Genomic DNA, 15,894 nt, shown 5'->3' on the forward strand with positions numbered 1-15,894 from the left:
GATCAGAAGGTTGCAGCTCTTTTAGAACCGTCCGTGATATCGGGGTAGAACCCCTCCGCCCCCCGTCGAGAACGGATTGCTGAGCTTCTTGTTCTTCCCCACGCCCCCTCCAGCTCACTTCTGCTTACTCGATCAAGGCCACTTTATAGCTAAGACACACCCTGCGACTAGACGCCTACCGTCTCAGCCTCTGTAGCCGCGAAAAGTTGCGTTAGAGCCGGCACAGAATTGCGATAAACTGAGCATGTCACCCGGCGGCTTCGCCCCCCCCGGTTAGGAGTGCCATCGAGAACATCGCGCTGACCGAAGCAACGAAGTCGGGCGCGGTGCTGATCGCGGTCCGTCAGGCATTCGACCTCGACTACGACATCACGGTGGTGCGGAGTGCCTGCGCTGATTCGGATGACGCCGTGAACGACGTCATCTTTGATGGACTCCTTTCGGCGCGTGCCATCGCGATCTAGACACGTCGCTAGACGCGCTGAATGCCAGTAGCGCTGGATTTCGGGCTTGCGCTTCTGGCCGCAGGGCGTCATGCGACCCAAAGCGGACGTCCGCAGTGGCGCACGCGCTGCACCCCGCTGGGTCCGGTTATACTTTGGCTTGTTAGCCGAACCGTGCCGTCTTAAGATCGAGCCGTATCAAGGGGATAGCCCACCATACGGAGGGCTGTGGGAAGGTTGTATAACCGGACCAAGGGATCCGGCTATTAGGTAGTTAGCCCTATGCCCAAACGCCGCAGCGAACCAACTGGCGAAAGCATGAAAGTCAGCTTTCGCGCGAGCGTCAAGTTTGAACGGATGCTCCGGATCTTCCGCGACACGTATCAAGCATCCCCACGACCAGAGGCTCTAACGGTCGCCTACGTTGTAATGTGCGCCGCGGCTTTAGAAGCCATCCTCAATGATGCGCTCCTGGAACATGCCGCTGACAAGTGGGGGCAAGACCAGAAGGACTATGGCAATGCTTTGCTCACAATGACCTTCCGCAGCAAGCTAGATGCATTGCCAGTACTTCTCACGTCGCACAAGTATCGCTTCGACAAGCAATACTGGGTGTACCAGCGCCTTGTCGCGCTGATTTCGGAGCGCAACAATGTCGTTCATCCAAAGCCAAAGGAGCACGAATTTCCCATAGCTCGGATGCCCCACCCAGTTTTTGGGGGTGCCCCTAACTTCCCGGTGTTCCCCGCCGAGTACTACGCCGCAGTTGACGACCTCACAATGGGCGCTGGCAGCAAGTACACCCCGTTGGAGTATCACGAGGCGCTAGAGAAGCTTGATAAGTGGTTCCTGCGAAGGCTGCCCGATGGAATCTCAAGAATCGCCATGCTGGTGCCCAATGCAAAGGGCTAACAGTTCATTCAAGCCGATGCCACTTCGCGGCACGGCTTAATTCAGATGTTGGCCATCATTTGTAAAATTGTCGATGACCCGAGAACAAGCCACCGCTCTAGTCAATTCCGCGATTGATCCGCTAGTGCAGAATGACTCTGCATTGCTTGATCTTCGCGTTACGGAGCGCTCGCTCTCTTACCGGCCCGCCCACTACATGGCGCTTTCGGAGGCTGTTCGGCCGCCTCTTACCGTGGACTGCGAGTACAACCGCCATTTCGGTGACCCCAAAAGACTCAAGCTCCCCCTCGCAAGGCTTTGGATTGCGAGATTCGTGCAACCACCGTGTTCCCTGACATTCTGGTACATGAGCGCAACACGGACGCAAACAACATCGTCGTGTTGGAGCTCAAGAAGCCCGGAGAGGACATCGCGTACGACGAGCTCAAACTCCAAGCGTTCCGAGAGGAGCTTGGCTATGTCCACACGGCGCATGTCATCCTGGGCTACGCCGCCGACGGCTCGTTAGTCCGCGAGGTAATCTGGGTTGATGCCTAGCAATTCATTCAGGCCGAACCCGTTTGCGGGTTGGCTTAATCCTGGCGATAGGCGACATATGAAAGAACTCAGTAACGAAATACTCTTGAAGCTTTCGATCGCGTCGGTCAATAACGCCACTGCTCTAGTTGATGAGGCGGAAGCTTTGCTAAGTGGCGAGCATTTTGCACGAGCCTACTTCCTTGCTGTTGCGGCCATCGAGGAAGTCGGCAAATCCGCCCTGGCGTTTGGCGCGGCAGGTCGAAACCTGGCGGATCGGCAAGTTCTCAAGAAGACTTGGAACAACCTTCTGGATCACAAGTCAAAGATCAATGCCGCCTTTGGACCATCGCTGAGCCTAACGCAGCGAGAGAATATGAAGGAGGCGCTTGATGCGTCCCTTGAACTTATGGGCAGCCTGCGCCTCGGCCGGGAGCCGTCGATGTATACGGATGTTCTCGCGGATGGCTCGATCCAGAACCCAAAAGACTTGGTGCGTCCTGTCGCCGCACGTGACGCGATACGCCTCGCCCAACATTGTCTGGCGCGAGCAAAACAGCATCAGGCGAACAATGAGCCAGCGTCCACCACGGCGGCCAGCGACTTCTTCTATACCCTGTCCAGCAGCAAGATTCAGGAGATCATGGGCCAGAATGAGTTCTCGTCGTTCTATCTTGAGCGCATAAACGGCGGCAACCTCAGCCTAGAGGAAGCAATCTATGCCTTCGTCTCCCGGCCTGCCGCCTAACAATTCGTCCAAGCCGACACTGCTGCGCGGTGCGGCTCAACTCAGGCGTTCCGATGTCCGCTTCTGGCCGAAAGCGGACGAAGGTCGAGCCTTGAACTGAACTGACAATCGGGCAGTTGCTGGCGCAGTGCGCGCGGCGAGCCATCCACAGCCTGGCCGCGGCCAAGCATCGTGACATCCGCCGTCTGAACACTGAGAACCCGGCCGAGGGTGGGTGCTTGACCCTTCGGGTTTGATCCGTAAAATTGACTTACGGCGTGTGCTGCGTGCGCCCGGGGGTAGGTCCCGATTACGGAGAACGACCTGTCGTTTTCCGAGGCTACGCATGCTGATATCCCAAAGTTCCGACCATCTCGATGTTTTACAGCTCTCACATACTGGGGCTGGGTGGCGTCTTCCATACCTCGATCAACCATGAGCTGACGAACCATTCAGGTGCGTCGAGTCTGGTCGTGCCTGTCCGGTTTGTTCGCTCCTTGCTTTAAGGGAGCACGATGACAACCATAGACCGACCGCGCAGCATGTTTGGGCGGATGCTCGCCAACGAGGCATCTGCGGGTGTCGCATTGATGATGGCGTCGATGGTCGCCATCTCGCTGGCCAACAGCCCAGCAGCGGGCAGCTATTTCGCATTTTTGCATGCTCATACCGGCCCGGTTCTCAGCGAGAAACTGGGGCCAATGACGCCACACCTTTGGATCAACGACGGGTTGATGGCGATCTTCTTTCTTTTTGTGGGTTTGGAGATCAAGCGAGAGCTTATCAGTGGGCGGTTGTCCTCCTGGCAGCAGCGCAGACTGCCGGCTGTGCCTGCGCTCCTCGGCATGGCACTTCCTGCTCTGATCTTTCTGATCGCATCTCGGCACGAGCCCTCCTTGTCCAACGGTTGGGCCATTCCTGCGGCCACAGATATTGCCTTTGCGGTGGGGGTGCTGGCGCTCCTGGGGCGGCACGCGCCTGCCAGCTTGAAGCTCTTGCTGTTGTCGGTGGCCATCATCGACGACATGGGGGCAGTGGCGATCATCGCCCTGTTTTACACCTCGTCCCTCAATATCGGAGCTTTGTCGGCTGCAATGGTGGCGGGGCTTGCCATGTATGCGCTAAATAGAAATGGCGTAGAGCGGCTCTGGCCCTACTTGGTTCTGCTCTTGGTCATGTGGTATGCCACGCTTCTTTCAGGTGTCCACGCCACGATCGCAGGCGTTGTCGGTGCATTCCTGATCCCCTACGACGCCCGTGCTAAGTCACCACTGGTTCGCTTGGAGCACCGCATTGCGCCTTGGGTTGGCTTCGCGATCGTGCCAATCTTTGGCTTTGCCAATGCCGGCGTGGACTTGTCTGGGATTTCGATGAGCGCTATTTTGGCGCCGCTGCCGTTGGGCATCGCTGCTGGGCTCTTCGTCGGCAAGCAAATTGGCGTGTTCGGTGGTGTTGCCCTTGCGGTCAAGACCGGGCTTGCTGAAAAGCCAACGAGCGCATCGTGGCTGCAAATCTACGGAGTGAGTTTGCTCTGCGGTATTGGCTTCACGATGAGCCTCTTCATCAGCTCGCTCGCGTTCCCATTGCACCCTGCGTTCGTTGAGGATGCCAAGGTGGGCATCTTGCTTGGTTCGCTGCTTTCTGCGTTGCTGGGAGCAGTCGTATTGAGGTTTGCACCCAGAACCTAGGACAGGGCGCCTTGGATCAAGTCCCGGCCAACTGAATCCGGTTGGCCGGGGCATTGATCAGCGAACGTGATCCAGGAACTGGCGGTGGCGCTCGTATTGGTCCAGCACATCGCGGATCAATTGCACCTTTGGCCAACCCATAACGTCGTAGTCTTGTCCGCCTTCGCGCAGGTAGACCTCAGCCCGATAGTGGCGGGTGCTTTCGGTTACCGGGCGAAGCGGGTCTTGCAACGCGAAGGTGGGCGGTTCTTGAGGCTGGAGACGCACGGAGTAGAAGAAGTCCATCTTTTCGCCATGGCCTACGCGAAGCCGGGCGCGCCCATCCTCCCCTCGTTAACTTCAACCTGAAGATCCTGCTTGCGCAGCTCCACCGTGACGTCTTGGGGTGCGGGCAGCACCCGATCCGTGATCAAGCCAACTACCTCGATCTTGACGGGGTTGTGCGCGAGCAGTTTGAGCCTAGCGCGCCAGTCGTCGCTGGTACCCGGAAGCATCGTGCATTGCGAAATACCGAGCACTTAGTTGCGTCCAGATGCATAGCTTTGAGCAGCCTCCAGCACATCAGATTCATCGCGTCCGCGAAATGATCTTCGGGTCTGGGAAGGTAGCTTTGAGAGTGCACCGAAGCGACCGCGATGCCGGATTTCCCCTCAGGCGCTATGCCGGTCTACAATAGACCGTCAAATACCTAACGGATCGGCCAGCGATGACTCCACCCTGACGCTTGATTGAAGAAGCGATCCAGACACTTAGGTCTGGAAGGGTGCCTGTTTCTTTCGTTTGGCGCGCACGACTGTGCGCGGAGATCATTTCATATGTCTGCAATTTATCCCCTGCGCCAGCAATGGCTCGGCAATATCCGTGGTGACCTGCTGTCGGGCATCGTCGTTGCGCTGGCCCTGATTCCCGAGGCAATCGCGTTTTCCATCATCGCCGGCGTCGACCCAAAGGTGGGTTTGTATGCCTCGTTCTGCATCGCCGTCATCACCGCCATCGCCGGTGGCCGTCCTGGCATGATCTCGGCTGCGACCGGCGCCATGGCGTTGGTGATGGTCACGCTGGTGCGCGAGCACGGCATCCACTATTTGTTTGCCGCCACCATCCTGGCCGGCGTGCTGCAGATGCTGGCCGGTGCCCTGAGGTTGGGCTCTCTGATGCGCTTTGTGTCGCGCTCGGTGGTGACCGGCTTTGTGAACGCGCTGGCGATTCTTATTTTCATGGCGCAGCTTCCTGAGCTCATCGGTATGCCGTGGATGGTGTATGCGATCTGTGCTGTGGGTCTGGCAATCATCTACCTGCTGCCGCTGCTGACCAAAGCCGTTCCTTCGGCATTGGTGGCGATCGTGGTTCTCACGGCCGCCTCCATGTACTTTGGCTTCCAGGTGCGCACCGTGGGCGACATGGGCGCGCTGCCTGACAGCCTGCCGTCGTTCCTGATTCCGGACGTGCCATTTACCTGGGAAACACTCCAGATCCTGCTGCCGGTTTCGGCGACTCTGGCGGTCGTTGGCCTGTTGGAATCGCTGATGACCGCGCAGATCGTCGAGGACATGACCGATACGCCCAGTCAGAAGAATCGCGAATGTGCGGGCCAAGGCTTGGCCAACACCGTAACGGGCTTCTTTGGGGGCATGGCAGGCTGTGCAATGATCGGCCAGTCGGTGATCAACATCACTTCCGGTGGCCGGGGCCGTCTCTCGTGCCTGGTGGCCGGCGTGGTTTTGCTCCTCCTGGTTGTTTATGGGTCAAACCTGGTGAGTCAGATTCCCATGGCCGCACTGGTCGCGGTGATGATCATGGTCAGCATCGGCACCTTCAGCTGGCGCTCGCTGCGCGAGCTGGCCATTCATCCCAAGAGCTCTTCAGTCGTGATGATTGGCACGGTCATCGTGACCGTGGCTACCCACGACCTTGCCAAGGGCGTGTTGACAGGCGTGATCCTGTCGGCGGTGTTCTTCACCCGCAAGGTCGGCAAGATGCTGATCATCGACGACACCCAGGTCGACACCGACGCGCGCGTCTACGTTGTGAAGGGGCAGGTGTTCTTTGCGTCTGCCGGACAGTTCGTGAGCAGCTTCAACTATCTGGATGTCCCCAAGGACGTCATCATCGATCTGAAGGACGCCCACTTCTGGGACCTGACCGCCGTTGATGCGCTCGACCGGGTAGTGATGAAGCTGCGCGAGCACGGCGCGACCGTTGAAGTGTTCGGTCTCAACGATGCAAGTGAGACCTTGGTGGACCGCCTGGGAAAACATCGTACGCCAGGCGCCGCGCTGTCGTCGGGTCATTGAACGAATGAGCGAAGCGGGCAGCGAAGGATGCCCGCTTCGTGTCCGGCAGTCATCGAACTGACATATGGCAAGGCAATACTTCGATTATTCCGGATAAATGGTTGCGATGATATGCATACCCTGAATGTTCTGTTCCTCTGCACAGGCAACTCGGCGCGCAGCATTCTTGCCGAAGCACTGGCCAACCATTTAGGACGCGAACGTATCCGCGCTTACAGTGCCGGCAGTCATCCCAAGGGCGTAGTTCATCCAGTGGCCCTGCAGGTGCTCTCGGAGATTGGCTTCGACGTTGCCGGGCTGTCGAGCAAGCCGTGGGAGGCATTCGCAGGTCCGGAAGCACCGCAGATGGATCTCATCGTGACCGTGTGCGATCGCGCCGCGGGTGAAGCGTGTCCAGTGTGGCCAGGTCACCCGGTTACGGCCCACTGGGGTATCCCCGACCCGGCCGCAGTACAGGGCAGCGCTGAGCAGGTCCACAAGGCGTTCCTGAGCACGCTTCACCAGCTCCAGCACCGTCTCGGCTTGCTGTTGGCGCTCAAGCCTGAAGCGCTGGACCGCATGGCCCTGCAATCGCAGGTGCGGGCGCTGGGCAATGGCGCCGAGGCTCAGGGGCCAGATGGCAGCGGAGAAACAGCCCCGACGTAGTCGCTGATCTGCCTTACTGCCTCGCGCGCGTATCGGGTCACCCCGATCAGCGTGGCCGACGCTGCGCCATTCCAGTCGCCATACCCAAGCAGCCAGACCGATGGCGCTGCGACCGAACGGACCATGGTGTCATCCACATCGATCCGACCCTGGGCGTTGACAATGCCCAGTTCTTCCAGGTGCGACAACGCCGGCCGGAAGCCGGTGCACCAGATCACGGCGTCGAAGTTGCGCTCGCTGCCGTCTGCCCACTGCATGCCGGCGGCGGTGAAACGGACGGGTGGCGGCATGGAGACCAGCACACCGCGGCGCCGTGCGTCCACCACCGGCGGTACCATGACGATGTCGCCAAAGCCACCCTGCGGAAGATCCGGTTCGCGTCCTTCCTGCTGAGCCCTCCACTTCTCGGTTGCGCGTGCGAACAGAACGCGCCCGTCCACATCGTCGGCCAGGAAGGCTGGCTTGCCCTGGGTGATCCAAGTGGTGTCGGCCACCTTTGATACCTCGGCCAGAATCTGCGCCCCCGAGTTGCCGCTGCCTATGATGGCCACGCGCATTCCGGCGAAGGCTTCAGGATGGCTGTAGTGGGCCGAGTGCAGCTGCACGCCGCCGAATGCGCCCATATCTTCATAGTGGGGCGTGTAGGGCTGCCGCCAGGTACCTGTGGCGCTTATCACTACACGCGTATGCCACTGTCGGCCGTCATCTGCTTCCACCGCCAGCCGGCTTCCCGAACGGCTGATGCGTTTCACCTGTACGGGGCGAATGACAGGCAGCGCATATTTATGCTCGTAGCGCGCGAGGTAGTCGAGCACTTCCGCCTGCGGAGGATACGGTTCCCGGGTAGCAGGCATCGGCCAACCGGGAATCGAGCTCCAGCCCGCCGGCGAGAACAGATGCAAGGATTTCCACGCATGCTGCCACGCCCCACCAGGTGACGTTTCAGCATCAAGAATCACATAGGACAGCCCGCTGCGACGCAGGAAGTAGCCAGCCGAAAGACCCGCCTGACCACCTCCGACCACCACCACATCGACGCTGTCCATCAGGAATTCCTCACACCGCTGCGCTCAGGCGGCGTTCCTGTGCTGCTGTTGATCGGCGATCTTGAGTGCATCCAGATAGCGCTCCGCGTCCAGCGCGGCCATGCAGCCGAAGCCGGCCGAGGTGATCGCCTGGCGGTAGTGCTGGTCGGCCACGTCGCCGGCGGCGAACACGCCTTCCACCGACGTCTGGGTGGCGTTGCCGCCCAGGCCCGAACGGATTTCCAGGTAGCCGTTGTTCATCGCCAGCTGGCCGTCGAACAGCTGGGTGTTCGGGTGGTGGCCGATGGCCACGAAGAAGCCGTGGGCATCGATGTCGCGGGTGCTGCCGTCCAGAGTCGACTTCACGCGCACGCCGGTCACGCCGGCCTCGTTGCCCAGTACTTCCTCCACCTGGTGGTGCCAGACGGTTTCGAGCTTGCCGGCTTCAACCTTGGCGAACAGCTTGTCCTGCATGATCTTTTCCGCCTTGAGGGTGTCGCGGCGGTGGACCAGGTAGACCTTGCGGGCGATGTTGGACAGGTACAGCGCTTCTTCCACGGCGGTGTTGCCGCCGCCGACCACGACCACGTCCTGGTCACGGTAGAAGAAGCCGTCGCAGGTGGCGCAGGCCGACACGCCGCGGCCCTTGAAGGTTTCCTCGGACGCAATGCCCAGGTACTTGGCGGTGGCGCCGGTGGCGATGATCAGCGCATCGCAGGTGTACTCGGCGCTGTCGCCGATCAGCCGGAACGGGCGCTGGGACAGGTCGGCGGTGTGGATGTGGTCGAAGATCACCTCGGTCGCGAAGCGTTCGGCGTGGGTCTGCATGCGGCTCATCAGGTCCGGGCCCATCAGCCCATGCGCGTCGCCGGGCCAGTTGTCCACCTCGGTGGTGGTCATCAGCTGGCCACCCTGCTGCAGGCCGGTGATCACCACCGGCTTGAGGTTGGCACGGGCCGCGTAGACCGCGGCGGTCCAGCCGGCCGGGCCGGAACCGAGGATCAGCAATGGAATGTGTCGGGTGGTGCTCATGGCTCAGCGGCTCCGTGCATCGGCAGGAAAGTGGCGCTTGCCCAGCCGCAAGGCGACATGGACCAGCAGGATCAGCACCGGCACTTCCACCAGCGGGCCGATGACGGCGGCGAAGGCGACCGGCGAGGCCAGGCCGAAGGCGGCGATGGCCACGGCGATGGCCAGTTCGAAGTTGTTGCCTGCCGCAGTGAACGCGATCGCAGTGGTGCGCGGATAGTCCTTGGCGATCAGCTTGCCCATGAAGAAGCTGATGACGAACTGGATGATGAAGTACAGCGTCAGCGGGATCGCGATGCGCACCGCGTCCATGGGAATCCGCAGTACGTCACCGCCTTTCAGGCTGAACATCGCCACGATGGTGAACAGCAGTGCGGCGAGCGTTATCGGGCTGATGGCAGGCAGGAACTTTTCTTCATACCACTGCACGCCCTTGCGCGCCTTCAGCCATCGACTGGTGAGGAAGCCGGCCAGGAACGGGATGCCCAGGTAGATCAGAACCGCCTCGGCGATGGTCCGGACGCTGACATCGATGACGCTGCCCTGCAGGCCGAACACCGGCGGCAACCAGGAAAGGAAGAACCACGCGTAGACGCTGAACAGCGCGATCTGGAAGATCGAGTTGAATGCCACCAGGCCGGCCACGTACTGGCTGTCGCCGCGTGCCAGCTGGTTCCACACCAGCACCATGGCAATGCAGCGGGCCAGCCCGATCAGGATCAGGCCGGTCATGTACTCGGGGTAGTCGCGCAGGAACAGCACGGCCAGGCCGAACATCAGGAACGGGCCCACGATCCAGTTCTGCAGCAACGAGAGCATCAGCACGCGCTTGTCGGCAAAGACGGTGGGCAGTTCCTCGTACTTCACCTTGGCCAGGGGCGGGTACATCATCAGGATCAGGCCAATGGCGATCGGGATGTTGGTCGACCCTACGGAAAGGCTGTTCAACGCGCTGGGCACGCCTTCGAACATCGCGCCCAAGCCGACGCCGAGCGCCATGGCGGCGAAGATCCAGAGCGTCAGGTACCGGTCCAGAAACGACAGGCGGGAGGTGTCAGTGGTCATGGGGTTATCCGGGAAGACGGTCAGTGGATCTGCGCAATCGGATCAAGCTGGGCCTTGAGAGACTCACGGTCATCCCATGCCCCGTCAGGAATCTCCAGGAAGGCCTTCAGGCGGGCCTTGATGATCTGATGTGCCCGGTCGAATGCTTCAGCCTTCTGTGCATCCAAGCCTTCCACACCGGCCGGGTCGAACAGGCCCCAGTGCACACGCACGAAATCGCCAAACACAACCGGGCACGCCTCGGCGGCCGCGCTGTCGCACACGGTGACAATCAGATCCATGGCAGCAGCATCCGCTTCGGCAAATTCGTCCCAGGACTTGCTGCGCAGGCCCTCCACCGGGAAGCCCTCGCGCTGCAATTGGGCAATGGCGAAGGGATTGACCCGACCGGCTGGCTGGCTGCCTGCACTGAAGGACTGATAGCGGCCTTCGCCCCATTTTTTCAGGGTCGATTCGGCCAACACGCTGCGCGCGGAATTGCCGGTACAAAGGAACAGAACACGACGGGTCATTTTGGCGATCTCTGGGGTAAGGGGTCAGCAGCCTGCGGGGCGTTCACAGGCCTGTTCGTCGGCACAGCAGTTTTCGGTGAGGTAGGCCACCAGCGCGTTCATCGCCACGAACTCGGCCCGGTAGCAGATGGTCCGGCCGCGTTGCTCGGCGCTGATCAGTCCCGCAGCCAGCAGTTCCTTCAGGTGGAAGGAGAGCGTGGCGCCAGGCAAAGAGAGGGCTTGGGCAATGTCGCCGGCCAGCTTGCCGGCGCTGCCAGCCTGAACCAGAAGACGGAAGATCGACAGGCGGGTGGCATGACCCAAGGCTGCCAAGGCGTGGGTTGCGTTTTTATGTTCCATGATTCTAGAATAATCGAAGCAAAATGACAGGACAACCCCCGTGCAGCAGATCCCCAACGTGGTCCCGTGTGCCATGGACATTCCCACGGCCGCCAAGCTCAACGATCCGGCCGCGCAGCCACACCGGCCACGCATCCTGATCTTGTACGGGTCGCTGCGGCCGCAGTCGTTCAGCCGCAAGCTGGCGCTTGAGGCGCAGCGGCTGCTGGAGCAGCTTGGGGCGGAAACCCGCCTCTTTGATCCACATGAGCTACCGATGCTTGACTCGGTGCCGGCCACGCACCCCAAGGTGCAGGAGCTGCGCCAGGCCTCGCTGTGGTCGGAAGGACACGTTTGGGTCAGCCCGGAACGCCACGGTACCCTTACCGCGGTATTCAAGAACCAAATCGACTGGCTGCCGCTCGAAGAGGGCAGCGTTCGCCCCACCCAGGGCCGTACGTTGGCCGTGATGCAGGTCTGCGGCGGCTCGCAGTCATTCAACGTGGTCAACGCGCTGCGCGTACTCGGTCGTTGGATGCGCATGGTCACGATTCCGAACCAATCCTCGGTGGCCAAAGCCTGGCAGGAGTTCGATGACGACGGTCGAATGAAGCCTTCGGCGTACTACGATCGCGTGGTGGACGTGATGGAGGAATTGGTCAAGTTCACCCTTCTGGTACGCGGGCGTAGTGACTACCTAGTGGACCGATACAGCGAGCGCAAGGGGGCCGTCGAGGCGGCGGCGCTGGCCGCTGCCGCAGACGTGGTGGAGACCGTTTTGAACCAAGAGGAAAGTGCGTGAACGCTGTCATCTATCACAACCCAAAGTGCGGCACCTCGCGCAACACCTTGGCGCTGATCCGCTTTGCCGGGATCGAGCCGGACGTGGTCGACTACCTGGCCAACCCACCCAGCCGTGCGCGCCTAGTCGAGCTCATTACGGCGGCGGGGTTGAGCGTGCGCGATGCCATCCGGCAGAAGGGAACGCCGTATGACGAGCTCGGGCTAGGCGACGCAGCGCTGAGCGACGACGCGCTGCTTGATGCGATGCTGGCGCACCCGATACTCATCAATCGTCCTTTCGTACAAACCGACAGGGGTACTCGGCTGTGCCGGCCTTCGGAAGTGGTGCTGGAGATCCTGCCGGCGCTGCCCGGACCGTTCCGAAAGGAAGATGGAGAGTGGGTGACCGGGCACGCGGGAAGCTCGACGCCGTGATCCCATTGCCAGGCTGGGCTTGCCGCCGCTGAGAACCACAGGAGGTCATGCCCCATGCCGGCGCTGAATCCCACGACAAGCGACAGCGCATGGCGCGTCTTCCTGGTGTTCCTGCGACTGGGACTGACGTCGTTCGGCGGCCCGATCGCCCACCTGAGCTACTTCCGCCTTGAGTTCGTCGAGCGCCGCCGTTGGCTGACGGACCGCAGCTACTCCGATCTGGTGGCCCTGTGCCAATTACTGCCAGGCCCGGCCAGCAGCCAGGTAGGCATGGCGCTGGGCTTGCGTCGCGCCGGCTGGCCTGGCCTGTTGGCAGCTTGGGCTGGCTTTACCCTGCCATCGGCCGTGCTGATGATTCTGTTCGCCTTGGGCGTTGCCGAATACCAGGGCATCGTTGAATCTGGCTGGCTGCATGGCCTGAAGATCGTGGCCGTTGCCGTGGTGGCCCAGGCGGTATGGGGAATGGCCAAGTCCCTGTGCCCGGACCGCCTACGGGCAGGGATGGCGTTTTTTACCGCTGTGTTGACTTTGTCCATACCCTCGGTCGTCGGTCAGCTCGTGGTGATCATCCTCAGCGGATTGATCGGTCGCTGGATGCTGAAGATCGAACCGGCTTCCGGCCAATCAGACGGCGGCTATTCCGTCTCGCGAAGAATCGGCTCGGTGGCACTGGCGCTACTGGTGCTGCCGCTTGTACTGCTGCCCTTATGGGCGGTGGCTAGCGGCACCCCCTTGGCCGCGCTGTTGGAGGGTGTGTACCGCGCTGGTGCCCTGGTCTTCGGCGGCGGCCACGTCGTGCTGCCGTTGCTGCAGACCGCGGTCGTCCAGAGCGGCACCGTGAGCACGGCGGATCTGCTCGCCGGGTACGGTGCGGCGCAGGCGGTGCCGGGCCCTCTCTTCTCCTTTGCAGCATACCTGGGGGCCATGGCCGAGGCGCCGCTGGGTGGCTGGGCAGGAGGTTTTGCCCTGTTGGTGATCATTTTCCTGCCAGCCGCTCTCGTGCTTGTAGGGGTGCTGCCGTTCTGGGAGGCCCTGCGCGACCGCAGGGACCTGCAGGCGTCGATTGCAGGCGTCAACGCCGGGGTGGTCGGCATCCTGCTGGCGGCGTTGTACGACCCGGTGTGGACGAGCGCGATCCATGACCAATGGGATGTCGCGATGGCGCTGGTTGCGTTCGGGCTACTGGTAGTCGCGCGTGCTCCGCCGGTCTTGGTCGTGCTGCTGGCTGCTATGGCCAGTTGGGTGATGGCGCGTTAACGCCGCCAGGTCGGACAGGCGCGGCTCGGCAGCGTGCAGTTCCAGCGTTCGCTTTCCATGCGCCAAGCGTTGCGCGCTGTAGATGCCGGTGTGGCCTGAGAACAGATAGGCGGTAACGCATGCGATCGCCGCCAGCGGTCCCATCTCCACTCCAAACAGCTCCATGGCCATGAGGGTAGTTGCAATAGGGGTGTTGGCAGCTCCGGCAAACACCGCGACAAATCCGATGCCGGCCATGAAGGCAAACGGAAGATGCATCAAGGGAGCCAACGCATTGCCCAAGGTGGCGCCGATGTAGAAGAGCGGGGTGACTTCGCCGCCCTTGAACCCTGATGCCAGCGAGACGACGGTGAATCCGAACTTGCCCGCAAAATCCCACGGACGCATGGGGCGATCGAAGGATCCGGCTATGTCTGCAGTACCGAGCCCGATGTATTGCTGCGAACCAAGGGCGCATACGGCAACAGCAATCACGATGCCGCCGAGAAAGGGCCGCAAGGGCGCGTAGCGGATGTGGCGCTTGATGAGCGCCCCGAGGCGGTGCGCCGAAGTGGAGAACAGGCGACCGACCCACCCAAATAGAACTCCGGACAGGACCATGGCCACGACACTCCAGACACCGATCGGAACGATCTCGGCAATGAGGTGGTGGGCATGCTGGACGCCCAGGCGCGAGCCACCTGGTCGGACAGAATGCTTGCCGCCAGACACGGATAGAGGGCGTCATACCGCATGCGTCCGATGGCCAGCACCTCCAGCCCAAATACCGCGCCCGCCAGCGGCGTGCCAAACACCGATGCGAAGCCTGCGCTCATCCCAGCCATCAGCAGAATGCGGCGCTCTTCTGACGTGAGGCGGAATGGGCCGGTGAGCTGGTCGGACAACGCGGCGCCCATTTGAACTGCTGTACCCTCCCGGCCCACCGAGGCACCAAACAGGTGCGAAACCAGCGTGCCTCCCAGGACCAGCGGTGCCATGCGGAGCGGCACGACCCGCTTGGGGTCATGGATTTCGTCAATGATGAGGTTATTGCCGTTGCCGACCGGCTTGCCCGCCAAGTGATACACCAGCCCCACTGCAAAACCGGCAACGGGGAGCAGCCAGATCACCCACGGGTACGCCAGCCGCCAATCGGTAGCCACATCCAGGGAAAGGAGGAAGAAAGCGGAGGCGCTCCCGGCCAATACAGCAACCAGGCAGGCAAGTAGCGTCCACTTCACAAGGTGGGACGGAGGGTGCAGCAATCTGGAGCGTTTGATCTTCGACATGGGTCACCCGCGACAAGGAATCGGGCTGACCAGCGAGCGAGGCGTCAGGACAACAGCCTGCAGCCCCGACCGAGGTCAGGCAACTGCAGGCGTCATCAACCGCTTGGAAGCTGCGGTGGTTAAGGGAGGTACGCCATCTCCGATCCGCATGATAAGTCCAGATCAGGCTCCCGGCCAGTAGCAGCCTGGGCAACCGCATAACGCATGGTGTGTTGGTTCAGCTGCGTAGACACCATCAGACAGGGCTCGGACGTCCTAATTCCATTCGGCAACCCGACGTCTGCTTCTGGCCGTGAGCAGACTATCCCGCACATGTACATTCAACAACGGCCTCCGTCTTTCGTGCCGGCCTGCAGCGCTCGGCTCGATTTAAACGCTAGAAGCAGCCACCCCACCCTAGTGATGCTGCGGTCATAGCAGCGAGAGTCCCGCTCGCACCAGCGCCTCAGGGCGCCGGTCAACGCTGCATCCTAAGATCACAAGCTACCGGGACATAACGCCCAACAGCAAATTCGATGCGCCGCAAACAATCCGTACCACCAGCGCTCTCCGGCCAGCAAGCTGCCGGAGTCGACCCATTCCGAAGGACGGCTATTGCCCAATACGCCCACCTCGCAGGGCAGGCCTTGATGCTGAGAGCCCGACACCCTCACAATCGGGCTCTATGGCCGCACTCAAGAATCAGCATTTCGTCCCGCGTTGCCACTTGCGCCCATTCACACTGGATGGCGAGAACTTGGCGATAAATCTCTTCAATTTCGCGCGCCAGCGCGCCGTCCTCAACGCGCCCGTAAAGAGCCAGTGTTCGGCAGACTACTTTTACGGGAAGGATCTTCACTACGAAAAGAAGATGCAGGTTATCGAAGGACTGTAAGGACTGTATGGCGCTGCTATCTCGCGCATCTGCGGGTCAGGCTATGCCTTGGGTTCTACCCCGATATCACGGACGGTTCTAAAAGAGCTGCAACCTTCTGATC

Annotated in this window: 18 protein-coding genes, 1 pseudogene and 1 riboswitch; of the genes and pseudogenes, 11 read left to right on the plus strand and 8 right to left on the minus strand. The window is 61.2% G+C overall.

Annotated elements, in window-relative coordinates; translation table 11 throughout:
- The first annotated feature begins 326 nt into the window (after window positions 1-326).
- From R1L06_RS19420 to nhaA, 5 genes are all read left to right on the plus strand, one after another.
- Window positions 327-464 carry a cysteine hydrolase family protein gene (locus R1L06_RS19420; RefSeq protein WP_317218523.1) on the plus strand — a complete coding sequence of 46 codons (138 nt, stop codon included), beginning with the start codon at window positions 327-329 and terminating at the stop codon, window positions 462-464.
- 297 nt (window positions 465-761) lie between these two features.
- Entirely contained in the window at window positions 762-1,355 is a 594-nt protein-coding gene (locus R1L06_RS19425) for a hypothetical protein (protein WP_317218524.1), read from the plus strand.
- Between the two features lie 324 nt (window positions 1,356-1,679).
- Window positions 1,680-1,892 (plus strand): hypothetical protein, encoded by a 213-nt coding sequence (locus tag R1L06_RS19430; RefSeq protein ID WP_317218525.1) that lies wholly within the window; start codon window positions 1,680-1,682, stop codon window positions 1,890-1,892.
- An 85-nt stretch (window positions 1,893-1,977) separates the two neighbouring features.
- A complete protein-coding gene (locus R1L06_RS19435; protein WP_317218526.1) occupies window positions 1,978-2,619 on the plus strand; it encodes an AbiV family abortive infection protein in 642 nt (213 codons plus the stop codon).
- A gap of 494 nt (window positions 2,620-3,113) precedes the next feature.
- Window positions 3,114-4,286, plus strand: coding sequence for a Na+/H+ antiporter NhaA (nhaA, locus tag R1L06_RS19440; protein ID WP_317218527.1), 1,173 nt, complete (start codon window positions 3,114-3,116; stop codon window positions 4,284-4,286).
- Between the two features lie 57 nt (window positions 4,287-4,343).
- Here the strand turns inward: nhaA and R1L06_RS19445 are convergent, their stop codons facing one another.
- Together R1L06_RS19445 and R1L06_RS19450 are read right to left on the minus strand one after the other, a co-directional pair.
- Complete coding sequence (locus tag R1L06_RS19445) at window positions 4,344-4,571, minus strand: hypothetical protein (protein ID WP_317218528.1); 228 nt, start codon at window positions 4,569-4,571, stop codon at window positions 4,344-4,346.
- A 14-nt stretch (window positions 4,572-4,585) separates the two neighbouring features.
- A complete protein-coding gene (locus R1L06_RS19450) occupies window positions 4,586-4,804 on the minus strand; it encodes a hypothetical protein (protein WP_317218529.1) in 219 nt (72 codons plus the stop codon).
- 297 nt (window positions 4,805-5,101) lie between these two features.
- Between R1L06_RS19450 and R1L06_RS19455 the strand changes: the two genes are divergently transcribed.
- Together R1L06_RS19455 and R1L06_RS19460 are read left to right on the plus strand one after the other, a co-directional pair.
- Window positions 5,102-6,580: a SulP family inorganic anion transporter gene (locus R1L06_RS19455; protein WP_317218530.1), complete on the plus strand. Its 1,479-nt coding sequence runs from the start codon at window positions 5,102-5,104 to the stop codon at window positions 6,578-6,580.
- 111 nt (window positions 6,581-6,691) lie between these two features.
- Window positions 6,692-7,225, plus strand: coding sequence for an arsenate reductase ArsC (locus tag R1L06_RS19460; RefSeq protein WP_317218531.1), 534 nt, complete (start codon window positions 6,692-6,694; stop codon window positions 7,223-7,225).
- Here the strand turns inward: R1L06_RS19460 and R1L06_RS19465 are convergent.
- From R1L06_RS19465 to R1L06_RS19485, 5 genes are read right to left on the minus strand one after another with little or no spacing between them, the layout of a single operon-like run.
- Complete coding sequence (locus R1L06_RS19465) at window positions 7,186-8,271, minus strand: ArsO family NAD(P)H-dependent flavin-containing monooxygenase (protein WP_317218532.1); 1,086 nt, start codon at window positions 8,269-8,271, stop codon at window positions 7,186-7,188. The genes R1L06_RS19460 and R1L06_RS19465 overlap by 40 nt on opposite strands.
- A 24-nt stretch (window positions 8,272-8,295) precedes the next feature.
- Entirely contained in the window at window positions 8,296-9,282 is a 987-nt protein-coding gene (gene trxB, locus R1L06_RS19470; RefSeq protein WP_317218533.1) for a thioredoxin-disulfide reductase, read from the minus strand.
- Between the two features lie 3 nt (window positions 9,283-9,285).
- A complete protein-coding gene (gene arsB, locus R1L06_RS19475; protein WP_317218534.1) occupies window positions 9,286-10,344 on the minus strand; it encodes an ACR3 family arsenite efflux transporter in 1,059 nt (352 codons plus the stop codon).
- A gap of 20 nt (window positions 10,345-10,364) precedes the next feature.
- A complete protein-coding gene (locus R1L06_RS19480) occupies window positions 10,365-10,856 on the minus strand; it encodes an arsenate reductase ArsC (protein ID WP_308306944.1) in 492 nt (163 codons plus the stop codon).
- A gap of 24 nt (window positions 10,857-10,880) precedes the next feature.
- Window positions 10,881-11,195, minus strand: coding sequence for an ArsR/SmtB family transcription factor (locus R1L06_RS19485; RefSeq protein WP_099472789.1), 315 nt, complete (start codon window positions 11,193-11,195; stop codon window positions 10,881-10,883).
- Window positions 11,196-11,268: 73 nt separating this feature from the next.
- Between R1L06_RS19485 and arsH the strand changes: the two genes are divergently transcribed.
- From arsH to chrA, 3 genes are read left to right on the plus strand one after another with little or no spacing between them, the layout of a single operon-like run.
- A complete protein-coding gene (gene arsH / locus R1L06_RS19490) occupies window positions 11,269-11,976 on the plus strand; it encodes an arsenical resistance protein ArsH (RefSeq protein WP_317218535.1) in 708 nt (235 codons plus the stop codon).
- Window positions 11,973-12,392, plus strand: a complete 420-nt coding sequence (gene arsC, locus R1L06_RS19495; RefSeq protein WP_308306942.1) for an arsenate reductase (glutaredoxin) — start codon at window positions 11,973-11,975, stop codon at window positions 12,390-12,392. The genes arsH and arsC overlap by 4 nt, the downstream gene beginning before the upstream one ends.
- 54 nt (window positions 12,393-12,446) lie before the next feature.
- Window positions 12,447-13,649 (plus strand): chromate efflux transporter, encoded by a 1,203-nt coding sequence (gene chrA, locus R1L06_RS19500; RefSeq protein WP_317218536.1) that lies wholly within the window; start codon window positions 12,447-12,449, stop codon window positions 13,647-13,649.
- Here the strand turns inward: chrA and R1L06_RS20520 are convergent.
- Window positions 13,572-14,917 (minus strand): annotated as a pseudogene (locus R1L06_RS20520) (voltage-gated chloride channel family protein). The gene chrA and the pseudogene R1L06_RS20520 sit on opposite strands and share 78 nt — an antisense overlap.
- A gap of 79 nt (window positions 14,918-14,996) precedes the next feature.
- A riboswitch (Fluoride riboswitch) is annotated at window positions 14,997-15,067 on the minus strand.
- A 514-nt stretch (window positions 15,068-15,581) separates the two neighbouring features.
- Between R1L06_RS20520 and R1L06_RS20525 the strand changes: the two are divergent.
- Complete coding sequence (locus R1L06_RS20525; RefSeq protein ID WP_373695434.1) at window positions 15,582-15,791, plus strand: DUF4238 domain-containing protein; 210 nt, start codon at window positions 15,582-15,584, stop codon at window positions 15,789-15,791.
- Window positions 15,792-15,894 lie beyond the last annotated feature (103 nt).

It is taken from the genome of Stenotrophomonas mexicanensis (assembly GCF_032911605.1).
In the GTDB taxonomy this organism is placed as follows: Bacteria; Pseudomonadota; Gammaproteobacteria; order Xanthomonadales; family Xanthomonadaceae; genus Stenotrophomonas; species Stenotrophomonas maltophilia_A.